This is a genomic window from Brasilonema octagenarum UFV-OR1, from assembly GCF_963888615.1.
Classification (GTDB): Bacteria; Cyanobacteriota; Cyanobacteriia; order Cyanobacteriales; family Nostocaceae; genus Brasilonema; species Brasilonema sennae.
This window is the reverse complement of sequence record NZ_CAWPKW010000240.1, coordinates 1-22,902: the sequence shown is the minus strand read 5'-3', so window position 1 is coordinate 22,902 and position 22,902 is coordinate 1. Positions and strand designations below refer to the sequence as shown.

Here is a 22,902-nt window from a genome sequence, read left to right as displayed (position 1 = left end):
TTTTGATCTGATAAAGAAACTGTTACCGAAGCTAAAATCCTGAAATTCCTTTATGATACATATTATCTTTTTTTGTCAATAGGAATAAATTCAGTTTTATCTGCATATTTTTTACTTTAAATAAAAACGTCAAATCCTCTGCCTCACTTCCCGCCTAAATAGTTGTGTTTCCGTTGTCTAAACAGCTTTTGACCAGAAATTCGACAAAGCATTGCACTTTAGGAAGTAGATAACGATTACTTGGAAATATGGCATAAATTCCAACATCATTCTTATCTTCACACTCAGAAAGAATGGGAATCAGTTGCCCTGAACGCAACGCCTGATCTGCCAAAAATGCTGACACACGAGCGATTCCCAAACCTGCCAGTACAGCCTCGTACAGCGCTACCCCACTATTGACTGTAAAATTTCCAGCTACCCTAATTTCTCTGAGTCCAACTGGATCGCGAAAGCGCCATTGATTCAAAGTTGTTTTGTATGCATTCAATGCGATGCAGTTGTGATTAGCCAAATCATCAGGAGTCTTCGGTGTTCCATAGCGATCAAGATAAACCGGAGCCGCACAAGTAATGCGGCGATCAGACACTAACCGACGTGTAATAAGTGAAGAATTTGCCACTTCACTAATACGAATTGCTACGTCTATGCCCTCACCGACCACATCAACCACATCATCACTCAGCACCAGTTGAATGCTTAAGCGCGGGTAGTGTGCCAAAAACTCAGGAATCCGCGTAAGCAGATGGCGATGGGCAAACATAGTCGAACAACTGACGTGGAGTAATCCTTGGGGCGCTTGGCTGTGCTGTTTTGCTTCGCGATCAGCTTCCTCCAAATCTGCCAAAATGTTGAGACAACGGTTGAAGTAGCGTTCTCCCACTTCGGTCAAGCTGAGGCTACGAGTCGTGCGATTGAACAGACGCACCCCAAGTTGATTTTCAAGCTGAGTAATGCGACGGCTGATTGCAGACGGATTAATGTCTAAAGCCACTGCCGCTTTTGCAAAATTGCCACTGTTGACGACTTGCACAAAGACTTCTAAATCTTGTAGACGACTCATAATTAATGCAATTTGTGCATGAGAGTGGTGTCTAAAAAAGCTATTGTCAGTTTTTTGGACATGAATCTACACTTAGGCTATTGAAGCTCGTTTTGCAAGTCTGCTGTCAACTAAAGTTTTTAAGGTGGCAGCAAAATTTGAATTATTTTCCACACCATAAAAATTATGATTAACCGCAGTAAAAAGCAACAATCTAGCCGTCGCCAAGTCATTCAAACTGGAATTGCTGGAATTGCTGGAGCCGCTACGGTTGGATTTACGACAAAAGTGAATGCTCAACAGCCTACACCCAAACCCGCAAATTCAAAGAACCGCTTTGCTGGAAAAGTAGTCTTGATCACTGGAGCAACGTCTGGAATTGGGCGTGCGGCGGCGATCGCCTTTGCCCGTGAAGGAGCCAAAGTTGGCTTCTGCGGACGTAGGGAAAACTTGGGAACCGAGGTAGAACAGCAGATTAAGAAGAATGGTGGCGATGCCACTTACGTTAAGGCGGACGTGACGCAGCCCAAAGAAGTTGAATCGTTTGTCAACCGTATCGTTGAAAAATATGGTCAATTGAATGTGGCATTTAACAATGCTGGTGATGTACTTTCAAAGCCACTCCACGAGATCACCGTTGATGAGTGGGACTGGGTTCAGAACACAAATCTACGGGGCGTTTTCCTCGCAATGAAATACCAGATTCCTCACATGCTGAAGCGGGGTGGAAACATTGTAATTACTGCTTCTCAGCATACCGTAGCTACTCGACCAGGTATGGCTGCCTATGCAGCTGCCAAACGAGCACTACTGGGTTTAGTGCAGGCGGCAACACTGGATTATGGACAGCTAGGAATCCGAGTTAACATGCTCTCGCCGGGGATTACGGATACGCCTCTGTTTCAACGGACAACGGGAGGCTCAAAGGAGAAGGTAGAAGCTGCTCGACAATTGGTGGATGGACTGAAGCGGATTGCAACAGCGGAGGAGATTGCCGAAGCTGCGTTATTCCTTGCGTCCAACGATTGTCCTTACATCACGGGTGTTTCTCTCTTAGCAGATGGCGGCATGATGTCTGGGTTGTAGAAATGTTTGAACACTCAGAATTATTTTGAACTTTACAGCAGTAAAAGTTATGCCACAAACCTCTCAACGGATGCGGCGATCGCTCCTTACCTCAGCAATTGCGACTCTGACAACATTTGTTTTGGGAATCGTAACTCAAAAGCAAACACAAGCTCAATCAAATCGCTCAGGCGATCGCTATACTCGCGGCATCGAGACACTCAAGCGAGTTGGGGGTAAAGAGTACGATCGCGCAACTCGCCCACTGGAGCCGTTCTCACCAGATTTAAGCCGGATGGTTGTTGAGCATGTATTTGGCGATGTTGTATCCCGATCCGGACTTGATTTGAAACAGCGAGAAATTGCGACTGTGGCGGCATTGACTGCGATCGGCTCGGTTCGTCCTGCCCTCAAATTTCACATTCATGGAATGCTGAATGTGGGTTGTAGTCCTCAAGAAGTGATAGAAATAATTCTGAATGCGGTCGTGTATGCTGGATTTCCAGCCGCACAAGATGGGATGACGATCGCACGGGAAGTTTTCAAAGAACGTAAAATCCAGTTTCAGCCAGTTTCAGCAAGACCGCAAGGCGATCGCTATCAACTCGGCATTCAGAATTTGCAGCAAACAGAAGGCGATAGAGTCAAAACAATTGCAACTCGGTTTGCAAACCTTGCACCAGATTTACCACGGTTAATCATCGAATTCGCACGTGGTGAAATTTGGAATCGGCGTGGACTCAGCCTCAAATCCCGCGAGTTCGCCACTCTAGCAATGGTGACGGCTCTGGGAAATCAGAGTAATTCGGTTGAGGCTCACGTCGAAGGTGCATTGCGAGCAGGTGCAACTGAGACTGAAATTAAAGAGTTACTGTTGCAAATGACAGTGTATGCAGGGTATCCCAAAACACTGGCTGCTGTTACTGCTGCGCAGCAGATATTTGCAGATCTCAAGCAACGGGGAATTCCTGCTGCCAGTCCGCAACCGGATCTAGAAAGTCGGCGGCAAGCAGAAAGCAATGAAGCGCGTTATCGTCGGGGTTTAGAAGCTTTAAACCAAATTAGCAAAGCATCGGGCGAGGCAGTAGTGAAAAGCTTTGAAGATATTGCTCCCGACCTGGGACGCTATATTGTGGAATTCTCTTATGGTGATGTGTTTTCTCGTCCAAATTTGGATCTTAAAACCCGCGAACTTGCGACCGTTTCTGCACTGACTGCATTGAATACAACTGCCTCAGAACTGCCGCTCGAGGTGCATGTCAATGGAGCATTAAACGTTGGAGCCAATCGTCAAGAGATTGTTGAAGCAATTATGCATATGATTCCCTATGTTGGCTTTGTCAAAGTGCAGCAGGCAATGGCTTTAGCGGAAGCAGCGTTTAAGAAACGAAATGTTTAAGCAGTTAAAAGAGCATTAATCCTTTCATTAATTATGAATAGCAAGAAACGTTTTGCCTTGAAAACTCGAAGCGCGATTCTGGTTCCGAGAGGCTACGCGATCGCATTTATCATCGCCTTCCTGACACTGATCTTAATTTCAACTCAACTCAGTAATGCTCAATCGCTAAAGCAATTACCAAGGTTTGCAGGTCGCTACATTGCTGCCATTTCAGACGGTGATTTTCTTGCTAGTACTTATAGTGATGGTAAGCTACCTGCTCCAGGTGTGAGCGATCAGTTATCGATCTTGACTTTGCCACTCAACGGCAAACAGGAAGCGTTGGCACCGAGAATCGCACAAATCAATGCTTCCAACTCAGTTACCGGAGCACCTTATGCGCTGGCTCTATCACCCGATAGTCGCACAGCTTTTGTCGTTGAAACCCTCGGCGCTATGCCAGTTGGTGCGACTCGCAGAGAACAACTTCCACCCGGAAATCAACTAGTTGCGATCAATCTATCAAATCCGCGTCACCCCACTGTTTGTGGTCGAATGGCAGTTGCTCCCAAACCCGAAACAGTCCACATTCACCCAGACGGAGATTTACTGGCAATTTCAACCCAGACTCCAGACAAAGAAATTATCCTGATTCCAGTTCAAAATTGTCAAATTGCTCAACCCAGCGAATTTTCACTACAACAGTTAGGCATTCAATCTGATCCAGCGCGATTTCAAAATGGATTGTATGTCAGTCAAGTGCAGTGGCATCCCTCTGGGCGCTTCCTTGCTATAAATTTGGATTATCGTGATGAAATTGCCTTCTATGAACTACAGCGTAATCTTCAAGGTAATCTACAACTGATTCCTTGGGGTCGCCCAGTGAAAGTGGGTAAAGATCCTTTTACGGGGCAGTTCACCCCAGATGGACGCTTTTATCTCAGCAGCAATTGGGGGCGCAATTTTGGCGCAGAAGTTAAAACCTTAGAACAGCGGATACCCGAAACGGGAGGAACCGTATCGGTGATTCAACTTGCAGAGTTGAATTCTTCTGCATCCCAGGTTCAGCATCGTGTTGTTTCAACTGCGATTGCCGATAATTCTCCTGAAAGTTTAACAATCAGTCCCGATAGTTCAAAAGTCGTCACTGTGAACATGCGCGGGACTGCCTTTCCCACGAATTCATTTCGATTTACACGTCAAGCGACACTCAGTTTGATGACGCTTGATCCCACCTCTGGTCAGTTAACGAAAATTAATGATTATCCGTTTGAAGGTATCTTGCCAGAGAGCGCAGCATTTGATGCTAGTGGTAATTTCCTAGTTGTGGCAGTGTATGACTATTTCACCCCAAAACCCGAAGGTGGAATCGAGTTTTGGCAAGTCCTTGAAAAGCCAAAACCTGAGCTACAACGTACAGGGTATGTTGTCGATGTCGGTCGCGGTGTCCATCAAGTGTTAGTCGCTCGATCTTAACCCTCTTCTAATAAACCGTATTTGCTGAGGGTTCAGAAGAACCTGAGTTCGACGAACTAGAAGCTCTCAAAGACTTGTCTAGAAAAGGTTTTAATGAAAAGAACTTACGACTCAGGAGCCAGAAGTCAGAATGAACTTCACCTCGCTGGCAGATAAGTAGGGGGTCGCGCATCCCGATCCAAGTGATTCTGACTCAGGAATTGCTGACTTCTGACTTCTGTTTAATTTCATATGCCTTGCTATGTAAGAATTTCAGCCTCTAAATTCCGTCGAAGTCACGTTATTTTAAAGCTTCACACAAACAGATTTGACCTCAGTGTAAAGTTCTAGCGCATTGTGTCCCATATCTCGACCCCATCCTGACTGCTTGTAGCCGCCAAAGGGTAAAGCAGCGTCAAAGATGTGATAGCAGTTAATCCAAACTGTACCAGCACGCAATTTAGACGCTAAACGATGAGCTTTCGATATATCGTTAGTCCAGATTCCTGCTGCTAAACCATAAGCGCTATCATTGGCTACTGGAACAAGTTCATCCACGTCTTTAAAAGGCATCGCCGTTACGACTGGACCAAATATCTCCTCTTGTACCACCTTCATTGTTTGCTTAGTATCAACCAGCACTGTTGGCTCCACAAAATAGCCCTGATTGCCAATGAGCTGTCCACCCGTAACAGCTTTTGCACCTTCAGCAAAACCTGACTGCATATAGCCATAAACTCGGTCAAGTTGCTCATCAGAAATCAGTGGTCCCATTTGTGTGCTGGGGTCAAGTCCTGGTCCAATTTTAATTTTCTTAGCTTCGGCTGCAACACCTTCCACCACTTGGTCAAAAATATCTTGTTGAATATAAAGTCTTGAACCAGCATTACAACATTGACCATGATTGAAGAAGATGGAATTGGCTGCGCCCTTAATCGCCATCTCTATATCAGCATCTTTGAACACGACGTTGGGTGATTTACCGCCTAGTTCTAAAGAAACCTTTTTGAGGTTACCAGCAGCAGCTTGGACAATTAATCTACCCACTTCAGTTGAGCCAGTAAAAGCAACTTTATCAACATCGGGATGTGCGACTAGGGGAGCACCTGCAGTTTCACCATAACCAGTCACAATATTGACCACACCATCAGGAAATCCAGCTTCACAGATTAATTCGCCCAAGCGAATAGCTGAGATGGGGGTTTGTTCGGCTGGTTTCAAAACGATTGTGCAGCCAGTAGCTAAAGCCGGACCTAATTTCCATGCAGCCATTAGCAAAGGGAAATTCCAGGGGATAATTTGTCCGACAACTCCAACAGGTTCGCGCACTGTGTAGGCAAAATATTGAGTGCCAGCAGAGATAGGAATCGTATTTCCTTCAATTTTTGTCGCCCATCCTGCCATATACCGAAACAAGTCAACCGCACCTGGCACATCAGCAACACGAGCAACACTGATTGGTTTGCCATTATCCAAGGATTCTAATTCGGCAAATTCTTCCAGGTTTGCTTCTATTAAGTCGGCTAATTTCCAAATGAGTCGTCCGCGTTGTGAAACAGTGAGTTTTGACCAAGGACCATTTTCAAAGGCTTCACGTGCAGCTTGTACTGCTCGATTAATATCTTCGCTCTCACCCGAAGCCGCATGGGCGATGACTTGACCTGTAGCCGGATTATATACAGGAAAGGTTTGACCACTCGCAGACTCAACCCATTTTCCCCCAATCAGTAGTTTCAATGGCTGAGTTAAAAGCCTTGACACTTGGTCGCTGACAGGAATTCCAACTGCTTGTTGAACTAAAGTTGACATATCTATCTCCTTTTTATGAGGGTGTCATTCACTTAACTTGCATTTTTTTAACGTTATGTAAAACCTGTCATTTTTTCCCCACTTAATTTGTAATACACAACTTAAGCCCAGAGAGCTTTTTTTCCATAATTCTTATTAAGTTATGTAGAACCAACTAATGTCATTTCGAGCAGTTTTCAATTGGGTAGAATACAGCTTTTACCTCGTTCCCAGCCTCTGACTAGGAATGTCTATTAGGAGGCTCGGCCTCCCTTACTTGCGGCAAAGCCGCCCCAACGGCATTTCCAGGTGGAACCTGGAAACGAGATTTGATTTTGTGCTACCTGCTTGCATCACACGCCACTTTTAGTTAATTCGTGAATGTGGCTGTTTACATCTGTTGATAAAGATAGACAATACTATATAAAAATTGATAATTTCTGAGCTATAATTGACCTTTTTTATACTTAGCCTTTAATTCTTCCAATTCTTCATCTATTTCGTTTTTACTAGAAGATGGCTGAGGTGTTTGTGGCTGAGGTTGAATATTTTTGCTTTTATTAGAAGATGGCTGAGGGGTTTGTGGCTGAGGCTGAACATTATGACCTTTATTGCTTTTGGATTTTCCGCCTTGAAGAAATAAAGTTTTCATTTCCTCTAATTCTGTGTCTATTTGGGTAGTCGCTGGATTTGTAGAAACAGGTGTGGAAATAGGTTTTGATGGAGTTACAGGTTTGAGAGGGGTTACGGGTGTTGCAGGTAATTGCGGCTTTTGGTTTAAGTCTTTGAGGACTTGATCTACAGTTTGGTAACGTCGAACGGGAATGCTTTGCAGCATTTTGTCCAAAATACGGCTCAACTCATTGCTAACTGGGCTTGTGAGATATTGTTGCCAAATCCAAGCATCGTTGTTGATATCGTACAAGTCAAAAGGAGAGCGTTGAGTTAACAGATGAACACAGGTGACACCTAAGCTGTATATATCACTGGCAAAAATCGCCTTTCCTCTGATTTGTTCAGGAGCAACATATTCTGGACTCCCAATACTGGTTCCTGTTCGGTTTAAAGCTGTGTAAGTCGCTTCTTTCGCAGCACCAAAATCTACTATAACCAGATTTCCATTGCTTGATTTGGTGTTTGTACGACGAATAATATTTTCTGGCTTAATATCTCGGTGAATGACTTGTCTCGCATGGCAAAATTGCAGCACTGGTAATAAATCATTCAGCAGTTGCCGAATTTGAGTTTCATTAAATGCACCATTTTGTTGCAATTCCTGGGCTAAGTTCAGTCCGTCAATAAATTCTTGTACAAGATACTGCCGATCATCTTGAGTGAAATAAGCTAATAGTTCTGGAATTTGAGGATGCTTACCCAATTCATCCAAGCGCATTGCCTCATGGGTAAACAACTCTACTGCTTTCTGAACTGTGCTAGTACCTTGAGCTTGGGGGTAGAATTGCTTAATGACGCAGCGTGGTTTAGATGGCTTATCCTCATCTACAGCCAAGAAGGTTCTGCCAAAACCACCCTGCCCTATTGGTTTGATGGCACCGTAGCGCTCTTTAAGCAGTAACTTGGAACCACACGTGTGGCAAAATTTTTCGTGATTGATGTTAACAGGGTTGGGGCAATTAGGATTTAAGCAATAGCTCATGTGACAAATATGGCTTTTGCGTAGCCTTGATACGTTAGTCTACGCTTTCATATGTTTTTATTTTGCCACGTTCAAAGATGATGGAGAATATTGGTCAAAAATATTTTAAGAAGAACTCAGTTGTTAGAAACCAGAACAAGCTAGCCCCTAAGGGGGTGCACTCAAAGGACGTCTTGCTACGCGCTAATGACGCCGTATTTCTACAGGTCTACTTGATGAAATACATTTTTCTTTTTCATAAAATATATAGAATCGTATAATTTTGTTACGATACTTCTGGAGCGCGTAGTGAGGCGCAACCCATTCTGACTTCTAAATTCTGAATTCTTTCTGGGTCAATTTTGAAGTATGGAACGCTGACTTTTTAGTTGGAGGAGTATTTTCCAATCTTGTAAACTATTCTCGGTCCAAAGCCAGTTTTTCGCCAATTCTTTAACCTCAAAATTGACTGGATCATCTTTAACGATCATTTGACGCAGCTTGATGGCTTCATTGAGATATTGCTCGCGTTTTCCTTCTGGTTGCTTGTTTGCAGTTTTATACAAACCAATAGCTAACCCAGCATAAGCTGTTAAAGCATCCCGAGGGACTGGCTTTGAGGACAAAAATGTTGTCGCAGAAGCAGGGGATTTACTCTGCTGCTCTCTGACTGCGAAACTCAACGCTTTAAACCAATAGTCATTTGCCTGGTCAAGTTTACCTTGTGCGTAGTAGGCAAAGCCTAAAGCATTATTATACAAAATTGAGTCTGGTTGAGCCTTGAGCGCACTTTCCCAATAACGACGGGCATCATCGACGCTATATCTATTGTCTCGTATCTGGATAAATTGCCATGCTAATCGCCCTTTAAGGAAATAGACTGATGCGTTGTCTGCAAACTTTTCGGGAATCGCGTTAAGGGCAGCTTGAGCGTTAGGAAGTACATTACGATTAAGCAGTTCTTCCACAGCCTGTAGTCCTGTTTGCAAGTCGCCTTGACTCAATTTGTCGGTGGCGATCGCACTGACAACTTTAGTTTCAGTCGTTTTAAAATTGGCTTGTGGGGTGTTAGGGCTTTGTTGTTGAGACTGAGGATAAATGAGCGGTATTTGTTGATTGTGCGACCACCAATTTAAACCGACAACGGCTGCTATGGCGCAAAGTGCCGTTCCTGCAAGGGCGATCGCACTCACTCCTATAGTACCCCGCGAGACTCTATGTCTTTTGGCTTGTTTCGGTTTTGCTGTTTGTGTCCGCCGAATAGTGCTTGTCTGAGCTAATGGCTGGACACTTGAGTTTTCCCAATCTTCTGGCAAGTCCAGCTCTTGTTGGCGACTCAGTTCACTATTGGAGGGAAGTTCGCGAGGATCTGCGCCCTGCTGTCTACCATAGGATGCGGCTTCACGAACTTCTTCCCACATCCCAGTATCATTTTCCAGCGAAGCTATTTCACCTGAAACTTCTTTATCATCAAGACTATCTTCCCCAAATTGCACAAGTTCCGCTTTCATGGAAGATTGCGAGGATGTGTTTTGTTTATCTAGCTGGCGGAACAAATCTGAAACAATCGCTGAATCCTCTTCATAAGTTGGGTCATCGTACTCAATTTCATCAATCAGGTCGCCCCAAGTTTCTTCCCCTAGCAAGTCTAGATCATCGAATGAGTCTCTTGCCAAAGATGAGGGTAACATATCCTCAAGAGGTAAAGGCATACTGGCGTCGTTTGCCTGCTCTGAGTAAATTATTGCTGATGTCTTTAAAGATGGATTGTATTCGTTAAATAACTCCTCATCTTGAGGTAACGATATTTCTGGGCTAAGATAGCCGTCAAATCCTGGCTGGATATAAAGAATTGGTAGTGCCCAGTACAGTTGGTGGGAACCATAAGCAGCAATTAATCCTTGGCGCATCCGACTCACGCACAAATCCACAGGATACCCGTGAGAAAGGTTGCGATAAAACAATTGTGTTAGCAGTAGTGCTACTTCATCAGGAATGCGTTCTGACATTGCCAAAACACTCCTGATGCCCCGCCTGACCAAGCTTTCTGTCAAATTACGTTCCCCTGTGTCTGTTACCGCACCAGAGGACGTCGCTGCATATGTTCCCAGGCAGGAGTTAAACACTGCCATTTGGATATTATTGTTGACCAACAAGCCTGCCAAGTCGTCACCACAGAGGGTTTCCCTTAAACCAGTTCTGCTACTGACAAGATAAATTTCTCCGCCGTTCGGACCGATGTTACTGTGACCAGAGTAGTGCAGAACGTGGTATCGTCCTTGTTCTAGGGCTTGTGTCAATTCTTCTCGCCCTGGTTGTTCTAACAGGGTCAGTTCTATGTGCGGCAGATAATTGCCGCTTTCCCCAGGCTGAAGTTCCGCTTGGAGTTTGATGGCTTCTTGTTTGAGCAAATCTAGACGCACAAGATCTGTGGGAGAAGCAATTGCCATCAAAACCTTTAGCCCGCCTTCCTCTGCTGGTGCTGGCATACCTGTTGACGGCAAACGAGACGTTCTACCAATGCCATTTTGGTAGCGAGAAAAAGCGATATAAGGTCCAGTCGCAATTGGGCGATCGCCTGCATGCATCACTTCCCAAGGAAGACGTGCTAATTTAGTATCTTTGAGCCCTAATCGTAAACGCAACACCTGTTGGTGGTTTTGGGCTATTCCTTGTGCCGTAATCCAACTATCTCTGAGAGTGCCTTGAAACAGTGCATTATAAAGTTGCTGACCCAACGCCACCAAGTTGACGGAGTTTCGTGCTAGAGCATCTCCCTGTAGCACCGACTTCAACGGGTCATTCATCAAATGTCCCGCAGCCGTTAACCAATCAGCCACAGGCCAAGTCACCAGTTCTTCTGCTAATGGCACCCCAGGCGCGACTTGTTCCGTGCGCACCAAGTAGTCATTTTGCCCTACTGGGGTTACGGAAATGTGAAATTCCTGGGTCACAACTGCTCCTGTTTGCCTCCTAAATCCGGTTTGAAACCTGAAAGTTTCAAGTCGATGTTTTGCTTTTTCTTATACCTTAGATGCATCCTGGCACTGATTGTTTCTGGTTCGTGTCGTTTTGCTCATCAGTTTTAAGCTGTAAGGATTCACGGATCCACGAGTCATAATTCATGCTGTCTTATCTTACGACTAGTTTAAAAGTATCGCTTTGATTGCTTCAACCTCTGGAGTATCGCAACAGAAAAAATTCTTGGTTCATAAAACTACATCCCATAGATTGAGTTCTTATATTACAATTTTAAATTCTGAACCAATCTTCTTTCATAACTTTATCCGGATCTTGTCAATTTAGCCCAGAACTTTCTTACTGGTAGATGCACCTTGATCTTTACTCCCATGTAGGCTAACACCTTTTGGGAGTTTTTCTGTCTTTACCGATTTTATTCTCAAGCTAGGAATAGGGGGGTTTCGGGTCTTTTGGAAAAATCATTTACCGACACCTCTACACCCAAATTAATTTTCTGGTGATCATTAACTCATTTGTTCACACCCTGTAAGTTTTATTGATCACTCACAAAAAATCCCAATTATTTTTCTATACAAAATCATCCGGAGAAAGTCGTTATCTCTAGAACATAGTATTGGTAGATGCACCCTGATAACTGACACCCCTAGTCTAGAACATAGTATTGGTAGATGCACCCTGATAACTCACTTCCCTAGTTTAGAACATAGAATTGGTAGATGCACCCTGATAACTCACTTCCCTAGTTGGCTACTCGCTGCTGGGGATTTATTTTTTTACACGAAACAAGCGATATTTAGCGGTTTGCACCGAACTAGGATCTCGCTGACTGGTAATATTTGGTATTCTTCTATATTATGTTATTTCACAAGCTAGTGTTAATAGTTCGAGAGTTTTGACTTCCTCCCACCGTTAATCCTTGGGGGAAGTGTGAGGGATTCCAAAAATCACTATTTAAGTCGATCACCGCCAAACGGAGTACCGTTATAGTGGGAGGCTTCTTATGGAGTTAGGTAAATCTATGAATTTAGCTGTCATCAAGTTTTCTTCCGAAGACTGCGGTCTCTGCCACAAGATGTCTTTCTATGACAAAAAGGTGACAGAGGAATTGGGTTTGGAATTTATTGACGTGAAAATGCAGGATACAGCGACTTATCGGAAGTATCGTCAGATTCTGTTGACTCAATACCCTGATAAGTCACAGATGGGATGGCCCACCTACATTATTTGTGATTCGCCAGAAGGAGAATTTCAGATTTTGGGCGAGGTCAAAGGTGGTCATCCCAAAGGCGAATTTAGAAGTCGCTTGCAAGAAGTTCTCAATTCACCAGCGTCTAAGGAGAGTTAATCACCTCAAAAGATTTTACTTCTAGCACTGGACCAATCATTGCAGCAGTCATAACATCTTCACGCACAAGTCCCGTGACTTTTGCTTTCTGTCCTTGTTTGAGTAAATTTTTGTCTGTTCCTCTAAGGATTTCATATGTATCACCCTTATCACTAACTAGCGCCCAAGCCCCAGTACCAATATCACGACGTTCAACGGTACCTGTAACTGTGATGCTCATATTCGTAAAACTACTCCTAATGGGTGAGGAAGTGAGGGAGTCAGGGAGTCAGAGAGTGCGGGAGTGATTTCTCCCCTTGCTTCTGTTGCTTCCTGGTCTCCCCTATCTGGTGTTTAAGCTGGTTGTTCTTCGTTTTTGACAGCTAAACGAGCTAAACCGAAACATAACACGGCATTAACGATGAGGAACATACGGGCTAAGATACCACTGCCCAATCCCCAAACTGCAGGATCTAAAACTGCACTTACCGCTAAACACGCTGCTACACCTAGTGATGAACCGATGGCAAACCACTTCCATTTAGGATTTCCTAGCAAAAGCGCCATTAAGCCTAAGGGAATTAGTACGCTGGCAAACAGTGGGTTAAAAGCATCTGTTCCTTGAAGGGTATTGCCTAATTCAGGAATAGAACTGCCTAAGACACGGAAAGGCCATTGGGGAAGGTCAAAAATATAGATTCCCTTGAGAAAGAATAATCCAGAACTACCAGTGATCAATCCCCAGGATAAATTCCAGCCCCAGCGGAACGGGAAGTAAACCCGTAAAAACCAAGCTAGGACATAAGAACCGACGACCATTAAAATCTTGGGTAACAGCGCTATAGCACCGCCATCAATCCAAAAACCGGGGTTGAGATAGCCGCTATCCCGTAGCCAACGGAAGAAGTCTTGGAAAGAAATTTGCCCTTGAGTGGCTAATTGCACTGCAGCTTCTGCGTTGAGTTGTCCAGCGCCATAGTAGTTCAAACTGTCATCTTGAACACTTCGTGCTGACTGCTTGAGGACTTCGAGGATTTGGTCTGGTTCTTTGACGCCAGAGGCTTTTACTAATGCAGCAACACCAGCAACGTGGGGGGCTGCCATGCTTGTCCCCTGGAAGCCCATAAACACTCCAGTGCCTTTGTTATCTGGGTCGATGGTTTCTTGGAGAATCTTGCCTGCATCACTACCACCGGGGGCGGAGATGTCTACTCCGGCACCAAAGTTAGAATAGGGTGCGCGATCGCCATCTGGACCAAATGCCGAAACGCCAATAACATGGGGATAACGTGCTGGGTAAGAAGCGGAGTTCTGATTTTCATTACCAGCAGCAGCAATGATGATGACTCCTTTTCTATGTGCATAATCAATTGCATCTTTCATCAGGTGACTTTCACCGCCACCGCCTAAGCTCATATTAATGACATCTGCACCGTTATCAGCAGCAAACTTAATCGCTGCTGCGATATCAGCAACAGTACCACCGCCATACTCATTCAGAACTTTGAGAGGCATCAGCTTGGCTTCGTAGGCAATTCCAGCTACCCCATAGCTGTTGTTAGTCGATTGGGCAATCGTACCAGCAACGTGAGTGCCATGTCCATTGTCGTCGTTGGCTTCTACTCTGTCGTGAACAAAGTCGTAACCGGGGACAAATTCTGTCTCTATGAGATCACGAACGCGAGTGACGCCGCTATCAATCACTGCAACCGTAATGTCTTTGCCTTTGGTTTGAGTCCACGCGCCTTCAACATGAATATTGTGGAGATTCCACTGCTTGCTGTAATAGGGGTCGTTGGCACCTTTGAATGCTGGTTTTGCTTCGTCAGCCTCTTGTGAGGGATCTAATAATTCTCCCAGCCAAGTTGCTTTACCTGGTTTTGGAATTTTGTAGATATAATTTGGTTCAATAAAATCCATTGCTTGGGCAAGTGGCGACTTTTTCAATTCTTTGAGTCGCTGCTTATCCCCCTTGACGATATAAACATTGTCCTTGGCGGAATATTGATTATCTAGTTCGGGAGTGACGTTGTACTGTTGAGCAATAGCCTGCAGGTCTTGCTGCAATACCTCTTTGGGAATATCTTCCCGAAAATTTAGGACTATTGTTTCAAACTCCCCTTTGGCTGCAAGTCCCTGAAAATTCATAAAATTAAACAAGGCAACGCTCAGCCCGATGACAAATAAGCAAAATAATATTAACTTTCTCATTTCAAACCATTACCGCTTTTTGCCAGTTTGCTCACTACCATAACTCATACAAGCCCTTTGGTGGTGCATCTGGCACTAAACTTAGGATTTTTATACAAACTGGAGGACAATTTTTCAAAGATGGAACGTGGTCTTTTATGGTTACCCCTGTTATTCGCATTTTTTTGGTTGGCTTGGCAAGGTTCCCAGGAGTATCAAAAGATAGAAGCATACCGTACTTGGGCGGAACAATTTGAACAAGCTAAGTATGATATTTACGCAGTTTTGGGTCACAAAGATAACAATATAACTTGGGGCAAACCAACGCCAAAAGGTCCAATCAAGTTAGAATCATTTTCTTTGCTTGATGTGCAAAGCATCACCCTTTTGGTAGACTCAAAACAAGTAGAAGTAGAAAAACCACCCGAAAAAGGTCGTACTATTGAGTTGGAATTTTTATTTTCCGAACCAGACAAAACAGTACGTGTTCCTTTTACAGAGATTCCTTTAGCCGCAGAATGGGGTAAATATTTGCAAAGTCAATTGCAAAGCCTTGAAAGTTAAAAGTCTAAACTTAAAAACCAAGAACAACCACCATTAACACCAGATGGGGAAGTGAGGGAAGTTTCCTTCCCTCCCTCCCTCCCTCTCTCCCTTTCTCCCCTTACCTATGAACTCCCAAACAACATCCACGGTGCCCGTTGCTTTAACTATCGCCGGATCTGACAGCGGTGGCGGTGCGGGTATTCAAGCAGATTTACGCACTTTTGCCTTTCACTGCGTTCACGGAACAAGCGCTATCACCTGCGTGACAGCACAAAATACTTTGGGGGTGATGCGGGTTGATCCTATACCACCAGAGGCTGTTGTGGCACAAATTCGCGCCGTGTATGAAGATATAGGCGTCCAAGCGGTCAAAACGGGAATGCTAATTAACAAGGAAATTATTACCGCTGTAGCTGAACAGGTGGAGGCTTTACAAATTCAAAACTTAGTCGTCGATCCAGTGATGGTTTCTCGCACAGGGGCACAATTACTAGATAATGATGCTGTGAACACTCTGCGTCATTTGCTCATTCCTAAGGCTGCTATTGTGACACCAAATCGCTATGAAGCCCAGATTTTAAGCAGTTTACCAATTAATTCACTAGATGATATGAGAGCAGCAGCTCAAATGATTCACAGGAATGTACGGGCAAAGGTTGTTTTAGTCAAGGGTGGAGGTATGCAAGGAAAATTGTGTGGTGTTGATATTTGGTTCGACGGACATAAGATGGAAACTTTGACAACAAAACACGTAGAAACAAAAAATTCTCACGGTACTGGTTGTACTCTGTCTGCGGCGATCGCCGCCCATCTTGCACTTGGAAGCGACTTGATAACAGCAGTACGACAGGCAAAGGAGTATGTCACCTCAGCCCTTTCTTACGCTTTAGATATTGGCAAAGGACAAGGTCCTGTGGGACACTTCTTTCCATTATTGAATAAGTAAGGGAGTTACAAAGTAAGGAATGACAGAAGTTGCAAAATCGTTTAAACTTCTTTTTTACCAACATTCCTTTTTAAGTTCATACTTTACAAATTTATATTCGATTTTTGATAAACTTGTATCTTTCTCCTCTTAAATTGTAAATTAATCATTTTTAGCTTCAAGAATATCTTTCTATTATTCTTGGGCATACTTTCACCAGACTAATTGTCTCTGGTAGCAAATTCGCTTAACTGACTGACATTAAATTTTGGTTGAAATTTACCAATGCGAACAATCTCAAATTCAGTTCACAGCAATACACCAACAGGAAATACACAAGTCTATTCTCCCTCTGTACCGCTTTCTGTCTATCGGGACTTGGCAACAGAGTTGCAAACTGTCCAAGGAAAGTTAGACACTCTCAATGCTCATAATCAACAAGTCGTAAAAGAAAATCAATTACTTCGGCAAGAAATTACCAAAGCTGTTGAGTCTGTTTCGCGCTTGCAAAAACTGGTTGATTCACAAGCCAAGATTAATTTTTCTCAAGCTTACCAAGCATCTTCTGATTCTAGAACCCAAACAAAACCACCTATTACTGAAGTAGGTTCTAAAGAGCAAGTTTCGCATCCGCGTGCTTTTTATCCAGAAAATTTCCAGACACCTGATTTTTCCCAAAAAATAGAAATTCCAAGTTCCATTCCAGAACCAGTCTTTATAGAAGAACAGCAAGTTAGCTATGATTCTTACAGGGAATCAGAGCCTTTACGAATTAAGGGCTGGTGGTTAATAATAGGTATCTTGTTCATTATTGCTCTTGGTTTTAGTGCTGGGTATTTGGTTGTACGCCCTTTACTTCAAAGTCATAGTCGTTAAGTCAAATCATTCTTAAACTCAAAGTGTGAAACATCACAGTTCATCTTTGTTTAAAAGTTAAATAAGCTACGAAAAAATGATAAATTGAACGTATAAACCTCATAGAATAACTGAAAAGATGATTAAGGTAGATAATGCTTATACCAAATCCGCTTTCATAGTCTCCTTTTTCCCCTAAAACAGGTGGAACTAAACGAGACTTGTCCAAAAGTCGTGCAGACTAATGGAAAAAAGAAAGTATCCGGATTTGGTATTACTAGTTTTACTTTTCAAATGATAAGTAAATCATCTACTGTTAAGTCATGTGGCAAGTGATTCAATATTTATTTGAGGTGACGTTGCTAAGCTAATGAGCATGCTGATTGCAGTTTTTTGTTAAGACTATCTACGGTTAACAGTAACTTTTGACTTTTGAATCTTAACAAATCTCACAAGTTAAATCTGCAATCTGTAACAGCAAACGCAAAAATGTTAGACACTGGATCTGCTTTGATAGATAAATGTAGAAGTTGGGAGAAAAGAAATGAGAAAAGTAGAAGCTATTATCCGTCCCTTTAAGCTTGATGAGGTAAAAATTGCCCTCGTAAATGCTGGTATCGTTGGTATGACTGTGTCAGAGGTACGGGGTTTTGGACGTCAAAAAGGTCAAACAGAACGCTATCGCGGTTCTGAGTACACAGTTGAATTTTTGCAAAAACTAAAAGTGGAAATAGTTGTTGAAGACAACCAAGTTGATATGGTTGTTGATAAAATTATCGCAGCTGCTCGCACAGGTGAAATTGGTGATGGCAAAATCTTCATCTCGCCAGTTGAACAAGTTGTGCGAATTCGTACCGGGGAAAAGAATACAGAAGCTGTTTAACAGTTATCAGTTATCAGTTATCAGTACTTATTGCTCAAAAATAACGGATAACTGTTCAGCGTTCACTCGTTTCATAGTTAGAAGTTAGTGGTTAGTCGTTAGTCGTTTATAGTGAAATAAAATTCAACTAACAACTAACAACTAACAGTCAGTGTTATTTAAATGAGGCAACTTTTGAAGTAAAGATGCAAAAGCTTTGCCTCTATGGCTAACTGAACGCTTTAACTCTGGCGTCATCTCAGCAAATGTCAATTGCTTTTGTTGAACGTAAAAAATTGGATCATAGCCGAAACCGCCATTTCCACGAGGCGTGTAGAGGATTTCACCACGACAAACCCCTTCTGATTGTAAAGCTATTGTACCATCTGGACGAGCGATCGCCACAACACAAGCAAATTGAGCTTGCCGATTTGGTGTGTCGCCTAATTCCCGCAACACTCTGGCAATTCGCTCTTCATCAGTTTTGCCATAACGTGCAGAATAGACTCCTGGTGCACCATCAAGGGCATCCACTTGTAAGCCAGAATCATCAGCGATCGCCCAGTTTCCTGTTGCAAGTGCTACTTGGGATGCTTTTAAGCAGGCATTAGCACTAAAGGTATCTCCTGTTTCCTCGATTTCCAATTCTTCAGGCTTGAGAGTTAAGTCCCAACCAGAATCAGTTAGGTAAGCTTGCATTTCTTTCAACTTACCTGGATTTCCTGTCGCTACTACGAGTAATGTCATAAGTCAGTTAACAGTTAACAGTTAACAGTTAACAGTGATCACTGACTTATGACAACTGATATTACTCTGCCCAGTCTTTTGCCCAAGCTAGAGTTTGATGTACTTGTTGAAGTGTGGGGGCTTCGCAGTACAGGCGTAAAACGGGTTCGGTACCGCTAAAACGAATCATTAACCAACTGTTGTCGGCTAAGCGGAATTTGTAGCCATCAATGGTTTGACAGTCAATGACTGGTTGTCCAGCTATTTGTGTTAAAGGTTGGGTTTGCAGTTGTTGCAAAAGACGCGATCGCACTTCCATGCTGGCAAGGGGTAAATCGATGCGATCATATGCGGAGGTAAAATCTGTTTGTTGTTGTAAATGGCGATAGTAATCACCTAAATCCAGCCCAGATTCCACGATCGCTTCTAGCACGTACAATGCTGATAGAAGGGCATCGCGTTCAGGTATATGGCTTCCGTACCCAATTCCTCCCGATTCTTCGCCACCCAACAAAACTTGTGCTTCTAACATTCTGTCAGCAATGTATTTATAACCGACGGCTGTTTCAAACACTGACAAGTTGTGGAGTGCTGCTAGGCGGGGAATCAAGTCAGAACCACTCACGGTTTTGACAATTTCGCCTTTGAAATCGCGGCGTAGGGTTAAGTGGTCGATTAATATTGGGATTAAGATTTGTGAACTTAGGAAATTGCTGTCTCCATCAACAGCGGCAATCCGATCGCTGTCTCCATCAAACACCAACCCTACCGCTAAACCTCCTTGATTCGTTTTTTGGTAATTTTGCATCACCTCAAACAGATGCGAAAGGTATTTGGGTAGTGGTTCTGGTGCGCCGCCACCAAACAGGGGATCACGATTGCTGTTAATTTCTTTGATCTCATTGCCAAGTAGCATTGCCAATCCACCAGCAGCCGCGCCATGCATCACATCGGCAAATACTGTGAGTTTGCCTGCAGCTATAGCATCGCGGATTTTTGCAATTTTGACTTTACCTTCGAGTGCTTGACAATAACTGCCCCAGGGGTTGAACTTCTCTATTTTGCCTGGAGTTGATGCGGGTGGTAGTTCGTCTGATAAAAGTGCTTCTATCTGCTTGGTAACTTCTGGCGGCGCAGAACCACCAAAAGCACTTTTGACTTTTAATCCCAAATATTTGCCTGGATTATGACTCGCGGTAATTACGAGTGCACCCAAAGCATTTTGTTCCTTCGCCGCCCAACTAAAAGCTGGAGTTGGGGCATAAGTATCCGTGAGTAGTACATCAAATCCAGCAGCACAGACAACATCCGCAACTTTATGAGCAAAATCTTCTGCCATAAACCGTCGGTCGTGTCCGACAATAATTGTACGGTTACCTGTTATTTTCCCGTATGTATCAAGTAAAACTTTTGCGGCAAGTGGCGCAACTAAGGCTACACGCTCAAAGGTGAACTCATCGGCAATGACGCCCCGCCAACCGTCTGTACCAAATTTGACTACGTTAGCTGCTACTGACATTGAGGTATCCCTACTTTCTAACAGTGGATTCTAGCATTCACACAGGGCACCCGGTAACAAGACTTTTAGTATAAAAAGTGCAATAGTAATTATGATACTATTGATGACACACAAATAACTAAATGTGTTCCTAACTCATTCAAAGTTTGCAAACTTATCTGTTGCCGAAATCAAAGCGCTGAGAATTCCTGGTTCACTCATTGAATGTCCAGCATCCGGGACAACAACAAATTCAGCTTCTTCCCAAGCACGATGTAATTCCCAAGCCGAGATCATCGGACAAACAACATCGTAACGTCCCTGAACAATCACAGCAGGAATATGGCGGATGCGCTCAACATTTGAAAGTAATTGATTTTCTGATTCAAAAAATCCTTTATTAATAAAATAATGACATTCAATTCGTGCAAATGCTTCTGCAAACTCATTTGTGCCAAACTTTTGCATCAGTTCTGTGTCTAGAAACAATCGACTTGTACTAGCTTCCCAAATTGACCAAGCACGGGCTGCTTCCAACCGAGTTTGTGCATCTGAACTGGTTAAGCGTTTGTAGTAAGCTGTGAGCAGATCTTTACGTTCTGTAGGCTCAATTGGTTTGAGATATTCTTCCCAAGCATCAGGAAAAATATAACTAGCTCCCTCTTGATAGAACCATTGCAATTCTTTCTGTCTTAACATAAATATGCCACGTAAAATGAGTCCCGTGCATCGAGAGGGATGAGTTTGACTGTAAGCTAATGCTAGAGTGCTTCCCCAACTTCCACCGAAGACAACCCACTTTTCTATACCCAAATGCGATCGCAGCTTTTCAATATCACTAACCAAGTCCCAAGTGGTGTTCTCGCGTAGTTCTGCATGAGGGGTACTTTGACCACAACCACGTTGGTCAAACATTACAAGACGCCATTTTTCTGGATTGAAATATTGTCGATAAAACGGCGGACATCCACCTCCAGGTCCTCCATGTAGCAAAACAATTGGTTTGCCATGTGGGTTGCCTGACTCTTCAAAATGAATGGTGTGCAGGTCAGAAACCTTTAACTTGCCTTGTTTGTAAGGTTCGATGGGTGGGTAAAGTTTTTGAATTCTTTGCATTTGACCGCCTAAATTATGAGACTAGTATATTAAATTACTTTAATTTTGGAGAATTTTCATACTAGATCTCATGATCTATGCTGAACACAGCGAGTAAGCAAGGATTTTATGAAAAAACTTTTCTCACAGATGGCTGTTGCCATTGTTGCTTTGGTTTTGTGCTTCACAACAGTACTAGGCTTGCCGACTAGGGCTGAGGCGAGCCTTAGTTTTTGTTAATTCGTCTAGCGGGTTCCGACTGGGAAAAAGTCTTGACTTTTTTTGTCCCAAATTTAGCGCTCACGGTTACTCGTTCTATTAAGGCTGGCTCATTCCCTAGCCCCAACACATTGTCAACAGAGAAATTAAATCAGCCCTACTTTTGAAAAAGCCAACTTTGCAGCACCTGCTATACCAGCAAAGTTGCCTAACTTTGCTGGTAATATTTGTAAACCCAGACGTGAAGTCAGCTGCACTCTCCGTTCAATTTCTGCTTTGACTGATGGTATAAAAAACTCAGCACTTGCACTCATTCCGCCACCAATGACAACAGCTTCTGGCGTCAGCACATAAATCAAGCTGGTCAATCCAATGCCTAAACATCTACCATATTCTTGCCAAAAAGTCAATGCTTTTGTCTCTCCTGCTTTCGCAAGAGCGCACAGTTCTGCTGGTTCTTTCCCCGTACAACGACGAATGGCACTGACTGACAAATGCTGCTCCAAAGAGCCTTGATTCCCACTATTACACATTGGACCATCTGGATTGAGGGTGATTAATCCCAACTCACCTGCTGCGCCCAGATGACCAATAAAGAGTTTACCATCCAAGATAATTGCACCACCCACTCCAGTTCCTAAAGTGAGTAGAATGAAATTTTGAAAGCGGCGACCTACTCCCAACCAAGCTTCTCCCAACCCTGCACAGTTAGCATCGTTGGCGATAATGGTAGGTTTTCCTGTCTTTGCTTCCAGCCAGTCGGCTAACGGAACATCATACCATCCTGGCAAGTTTATGGCGACTTTGGCAATACGTCCTGCTGCATCCGCTGGTCCTGGAGTCCCAACACCAATAGCAATTGTATGACTTTGGTTGTCAACTTGAGCGTTAGCGGAACGTTCCAGAATGGAAATCGCATCTACCATTGCGAGCATAACCGCCTCTGGTGTTGGTGGTTGCGGCGTTGCGACAGTTAACGATTGTAAACAAGTCCCATCTCTAGCAACACGCCCCAGCTTGATTGCTGTTCCACCTAAGTCAATGCCAATGACTTGAGAATCTGCCACTTTCAAACCCTTCACAATTAACAATTCAAAATCACCGTAAGCGCAAGCGCACGCTAAGAGCGAACGCGCACCGTCTCCGTAGGAGATACAAAGCAGCGTGCCCGTAAGCACAAAGCGCACACTGAGTCCCAAGGGGACACGCTACGCGAACGTGAACGCGCAGCGTGTCCGTAAGGACTTAGGGCATAGATTTGGAGCCTCGCTCCGCGTAGACGCGTAGCGGCTTCTCGTAAGAGTGGAGCTATCGCT

Annotated in this window: 19 protein-coding genes; 8 read left to right on the top strand and 11 right to left on the bottom strand. The window is 43.7% G+C overall.

The features are described from left to right. Positions 1 to 154 precede the first annotated feature (154 nt). The gene (locus AC5590_RS19625) at positions 155 to 1,063 is read right to left on the bottom strand and encodes a LysR family transcriptional regulator (protein WP_169265155.1); all 909 of its coding nucleotides are present in this window, start codon (positions 1,061 to 1,063) and stop codon (positions 155 to 157) included. A 165-nt stretch (positions 1,064 to 1,228) separates the two neighbouring features. On the opposite strand from AC5590_RS19625, the gene AC5590_RS19620 reads away from it, so the two are divergent. Genes AC5590_RS19620 through AC5590_RS19610 form a run of 3 tightly spaced genes read left to right on the top strand, consistent with a single transcriptional unit; the run spans position 1,229 to position 4,961 of the window. Beyond that, entirely contained in the window at positions 1,229 to 2,128 is a 900-nt protein-coding gene (locus AC5590_RS19620) for an SDR family NAD(P)-dependent oxidoreductase (protein WP_169265154.1), read from the top strand. A 49-nt stretch (positions 2,129 to 2,177) separates the two neighbouring features. Then, on the top strand, positions 2,178 to 3,506 hold the full coding sequence (locus AC5590_RS19615; RefSeq protein ID WP_169265153.1) for a carboxymuconolactone decarboxylase family protein: 1,329 nt from the start codon (positions 2,178 to 2,180) through the stop codon (positions 3,504 to 3,506). Positions 3,507 to 3,539: 33 nt separating this feature from the next. Then, positions 3,540 to 4,961: a lactonase family protein gene (locus tag AC5590_RS19610; RefSeq protein ID WP_169265152.1), complete on the top strand. Its 1,422-nt coding sequence runs from the start codon at positions 3,540 to 3,542 to the stop codon at positions 4,959 to 4,961. Between the two features lie 285 nt (positions 4,962 to 5,246). Here the strand turns inward: AC5590_RS19610 and AC5590_RS19605 are convergent, their stop codons facing one another. The 3 genes from AC5590_RS19605 to hetF form a co-directional block, all read right to left on the bottom strand. Beyond that, positions 5,247 to 6,749 carry an aldehyde dehydrogenase family protein gene (locus tag AC5590_RS19605; RefSeq protein WP_169265151.1) on the bottom strand — a complete coding sequence of 501 codons (1,503 nt, stop codon included), beginning with the start codon at positions 6,747 to 6,749 and terminating at the stop codon, positions 5,247 to 5,249. A 424-nt stretch (positions 6,750 to 7,173) separates the two neighbouring features. Next, on the bottom strand, positions 7,174 to 8,385 hold the full coding sequence (locus AC5590_RS19600; RefSeq protein WP_169265150.1) for a serine/threonine-protein kinase: 1,212 nt from the start codon (positions 8,383 to 8,385) through the stop codon (positions 7,174 to 7,176). Between the two features lie 335 nt (positions 8,386 to 8,720). After that, the gene (hetF, locus tag AC5590_RS19595) at positions 8,721 to 11,318 is read right to left on the bottom strand and encodes a cell division protein HetF (RefSeq protein ID WP_169265149.1); all 2,598 of its coding nucleotides are present in this window, start codon (positions 11,316 to 11,318) and stop codon (positions 8,721 to 8,723) included. A 1,046-nt stretch (positions 11,319 to 12,364) separates the two neighbouring features. Between hetF and AC5590_RS19590 the strand changes: the two genes are divergently transcribed. After that, the gene (locus AC5590_RS19590) at positions 12,365 to 12,691 is read left to right on the top strand and encodes a thioredoxin family protein (protein WP_169265177.1); all 327 of its coding nucleotides are present in this window, start codon (positions 12,365 to 12,367) and stop codon (positions 12,689 to 12,691) included. Here AC5590_RS19590 and AC5590_RS19585 read toward each other — a convergent pair. Together AC5590_RS19585 and AC5590_RS19580 are read right to left on the bottom strand one after the other, a co-directional pair. Then, positions 12,678 to 12,911, bottom strand: coding sequence for a hypothetical protein (locus AC5590_RS19585; RefSeq protein ID WP_169265148.1), 234 nt, complete (start codon positions 12,909 to 12,911; stop codon positions 12,678 to 12,680). The two genes, AC5590_RS19590 and AC5590_RS19585, sit on opposite strands and share 14 nt — an antisense overlap. A gap of 113 nt (positions 12,912 to 13,024) precedes the next feature. Next, positions 13,025 to 14,881, bottom strand: coding sequence for a DUF5942 domain-containing protein (locus AC5590_RS19580; protein ID WP_169265147.1), 1,857 nt, complete (start codon positions 14,879 to 14,881; stop codon positions 13,025 to 13,027). Between the two features lie 120 nt (positions 14,882 to 15,001). Between AC5590_RS19580 and AC5590_RS19575 the strand changes: the two genes are divergently transcribed. From AC5590_RS19575 to AC5590_RS19560, 4 genes are all read left to right on the top strand, one after another. Beyond that, positions 15,002 to 15,424, top strand: a complete 423-nt coding sequence (locus AC5590_RS19575) for a hypothetical protein (protein WP_169265146.1) — start codon at positions 15,002 to 15,004, stop codon at positions 15,422 to 15,424. A 106-nt stretch (positions 15,425 to 15,530) separates the two neighbouring features. Then, entirely contained in the window at positions 15,531 to 16,352 is an 822-nt protein-coding gene (thiD, locus tag AC5590_RS19570) for a bifunctional hydroxymethylpyrimidine kinase/phosphomethylpyrimidine kinase (protein ID WP_169265145.1), read from the top strand. 264 nt (positions 16,353 to 16,616) lie between these two features. Further along, positions 16,617 to 17,207 carry a hypothetical protein gene (locus AC5590_RS19565; RefSeq protein WP_169265144.1) on the top strand — a complete coding sequence of 197 codons (591 nt, stop codon included), beginning with the start codon at positions 16,617 to 16,619 and terminating at the stop codon, positions 17,205 to 17,207. A 523-nt stretch (positions 17,208 to 17,730) separates the two neighbouring features. Beyond that, on the top strand, positions 17,731 to 18,069 hold the full coding sequence (locus tag AC5590_RS19560) for a P-II family nitrogen regulator (protein ID WP_015197276.1): 339 nt from the start codon (positions 17,731 to 17,733) through the stop codon (positions 18,067 to 18,069). A 141-nt stretch (positions 18,070 to 18,210) separates the two neighbouring features. Here AC5590_RS19560 and rdgB read toward each other — a convergent pair whose 3' ends face one another. The 5 genes from rdgB to AC5590_RS19535 form a co-directional block, all read right to left on the bottom strand. Continuing rightward, positions 18,211 to 18,795, bottom strand: coding sequence for an RdgB/HAM1 family non-canonical purine NTP pyrophosphatase (rdgB, locus tag AC5590_RS19555; protein WP_169265143.1), 585 nt, complete (start codon positions 18,793 to 18,795; stop codon positions 18,211 to 18,213). Between the two features lie 61 nt (positions 18,796 to 18,856). Further along, positions 18,857 to 20,293, bottom strand: coding sequence for a phosphoglucomutase/phosphomannomutase family protein (locus tag AC5590_RS19550; protein WP_169265142.1), 1,437 nt, complete (start codon positions 20,291 to 20,293; stop codon positions 18,857 to 18,859). 135 nt (positions 20,294 to 20,428) lie between these two features. Continuing rightward, positions 20,429 to 21,379, bottom strand: coding sequence for a prolyl aminopeptidase (pip, locus tag AC5590_RS19545; protein WP_169265176.1), 951 nt, complete (start codon positions 21,377 to 21,379; stop codon positions 20,429 to 20,431). 353 nt (positions 21,380 to 21,732) lie between these two features. Continuing rightward, complete coding sequence (locus tag AC5590_RS19540) at positions 21,733 to 22,653, bottom strand: ROK family protein (protein WP_169265175.1); 921 nt, start codon at positions 22,651 to 22,653, stop codon at positions 21,733 to 21,735. Between the two features lie 53 nt (positions 22,654 to 22,706). Further along, a partial coding sequence (locus tag AC5590_RS19535) for a hypothetical protein (protein ID WP_211178439.1) occupies positions 22,707 to 22,902 on the bottom strand: 196 nt, incomplete at its 5' end.

Bases quoted from the DNA above. Each gene is read 5' to 3' on its own strand.
- AC5590_RS19625 (WP_169265155.1), bottom strand. From the start codon at position 1,063: ATGAGTCGTCTACAAGATTTAGAAGTCTTTGTGCAAGTCGTCAACAGT.
- AC5590_RS19560 (WP_015197276.1), top strand. From the start codon at position 17,731: ATGAGAAAAGTAGAAGCTATTATCCGTCCCTTTAAGCTTGATGAGGTA.
- AC5590_RS19620 (WP_169265154.1), top strand. From the start codon at position 1,229: ATGATTAACCGCAGTAAAAAGCAACAATCTAGCCGTCGCCAAGTCATT.
- AC5590_RS19565 (WP_169265144.1), top strand. From the start codon at position 16,617: ATGCGAACAATCTCAAATTCAGTTCACAGCAATACACCAACAGGAAAT.
- AC5590_RS19610 (WP_169265152.1), top strand. From the start codon at position 3,540: ATGAATAGCAAGAAACGTTTTGCCTTGAAAACTCGAAGCGCGATTCTG.
- AC5590_RS19580 (WP_169265147.1), bottom strand. From the start codon at position 14,881: ATGAGAAAGTTAATATTATTTTGCTTATTTGTCATCGGGCTGAGCGTT.
- AC5590_RS19575 (WP_169265146.1), top strand. From the start codon at position 15,002: ATGGAACGTGGTCTTTTATGGTTACCCCTGTTATTCGCATTTTTTTGG.
- AC5590_RS19550 (WP_169265142.1), bottom strand. From the start codon at position 20,293: ATGTCAGTAGCAGCTAACGTAGTCAAATTTGGTACAGACGGTTGGCGG.
- AC5590_RS19585 (WP_169265148.1), bottom strand. From the start codon at position 12,911: ATGAGCATCACAGTTACAGGTACCGTTGAACGTCGTGATATTGGTACT.
- AC5590_RS19605 (WP_169265151.1), bottom strand. From the start codon at position 6,749: ATGTCAACTTTAGTTCAACAAGCAGTTGGAATTCCTGTCAGCGACCAA.
- AC5590_RS19615 (WP_169265153.1), top strand. From the start codon at position 2,178: ATGCCACAAACCTCTCAACGGATGCGGCGATCGCTCCTTACCTCAGCA.
- rdgB (WP_169265143.1), bottom strand. From the start codon at position 18,795: ATGACATTACTCGTAGTAGCGACAGGAAATCCAGGTAAGTTGAAAGAA.
- thiD (WP_169265145.1), top strand. From the start codon at position 15,531: ATGAACTCCCAAACAACATCCACGGTGCCCGTTGCTTTAACTATCGCC.
- AC5590_RS19590 (WP_169265177.1), top strand. From the start codon at position 12,365: ATGAATTTAGCTGTCATCAAGTTTTCTTCCGAAGACTGCGGTCTCTGC.
- AC5590_RS19600 (WP_169265150.1), bottom strand. From the start codon at position 8,385: ATGAGCTATTGCTTAAATCCTAATTGCCCCAACCCTGTTAACATCAAT.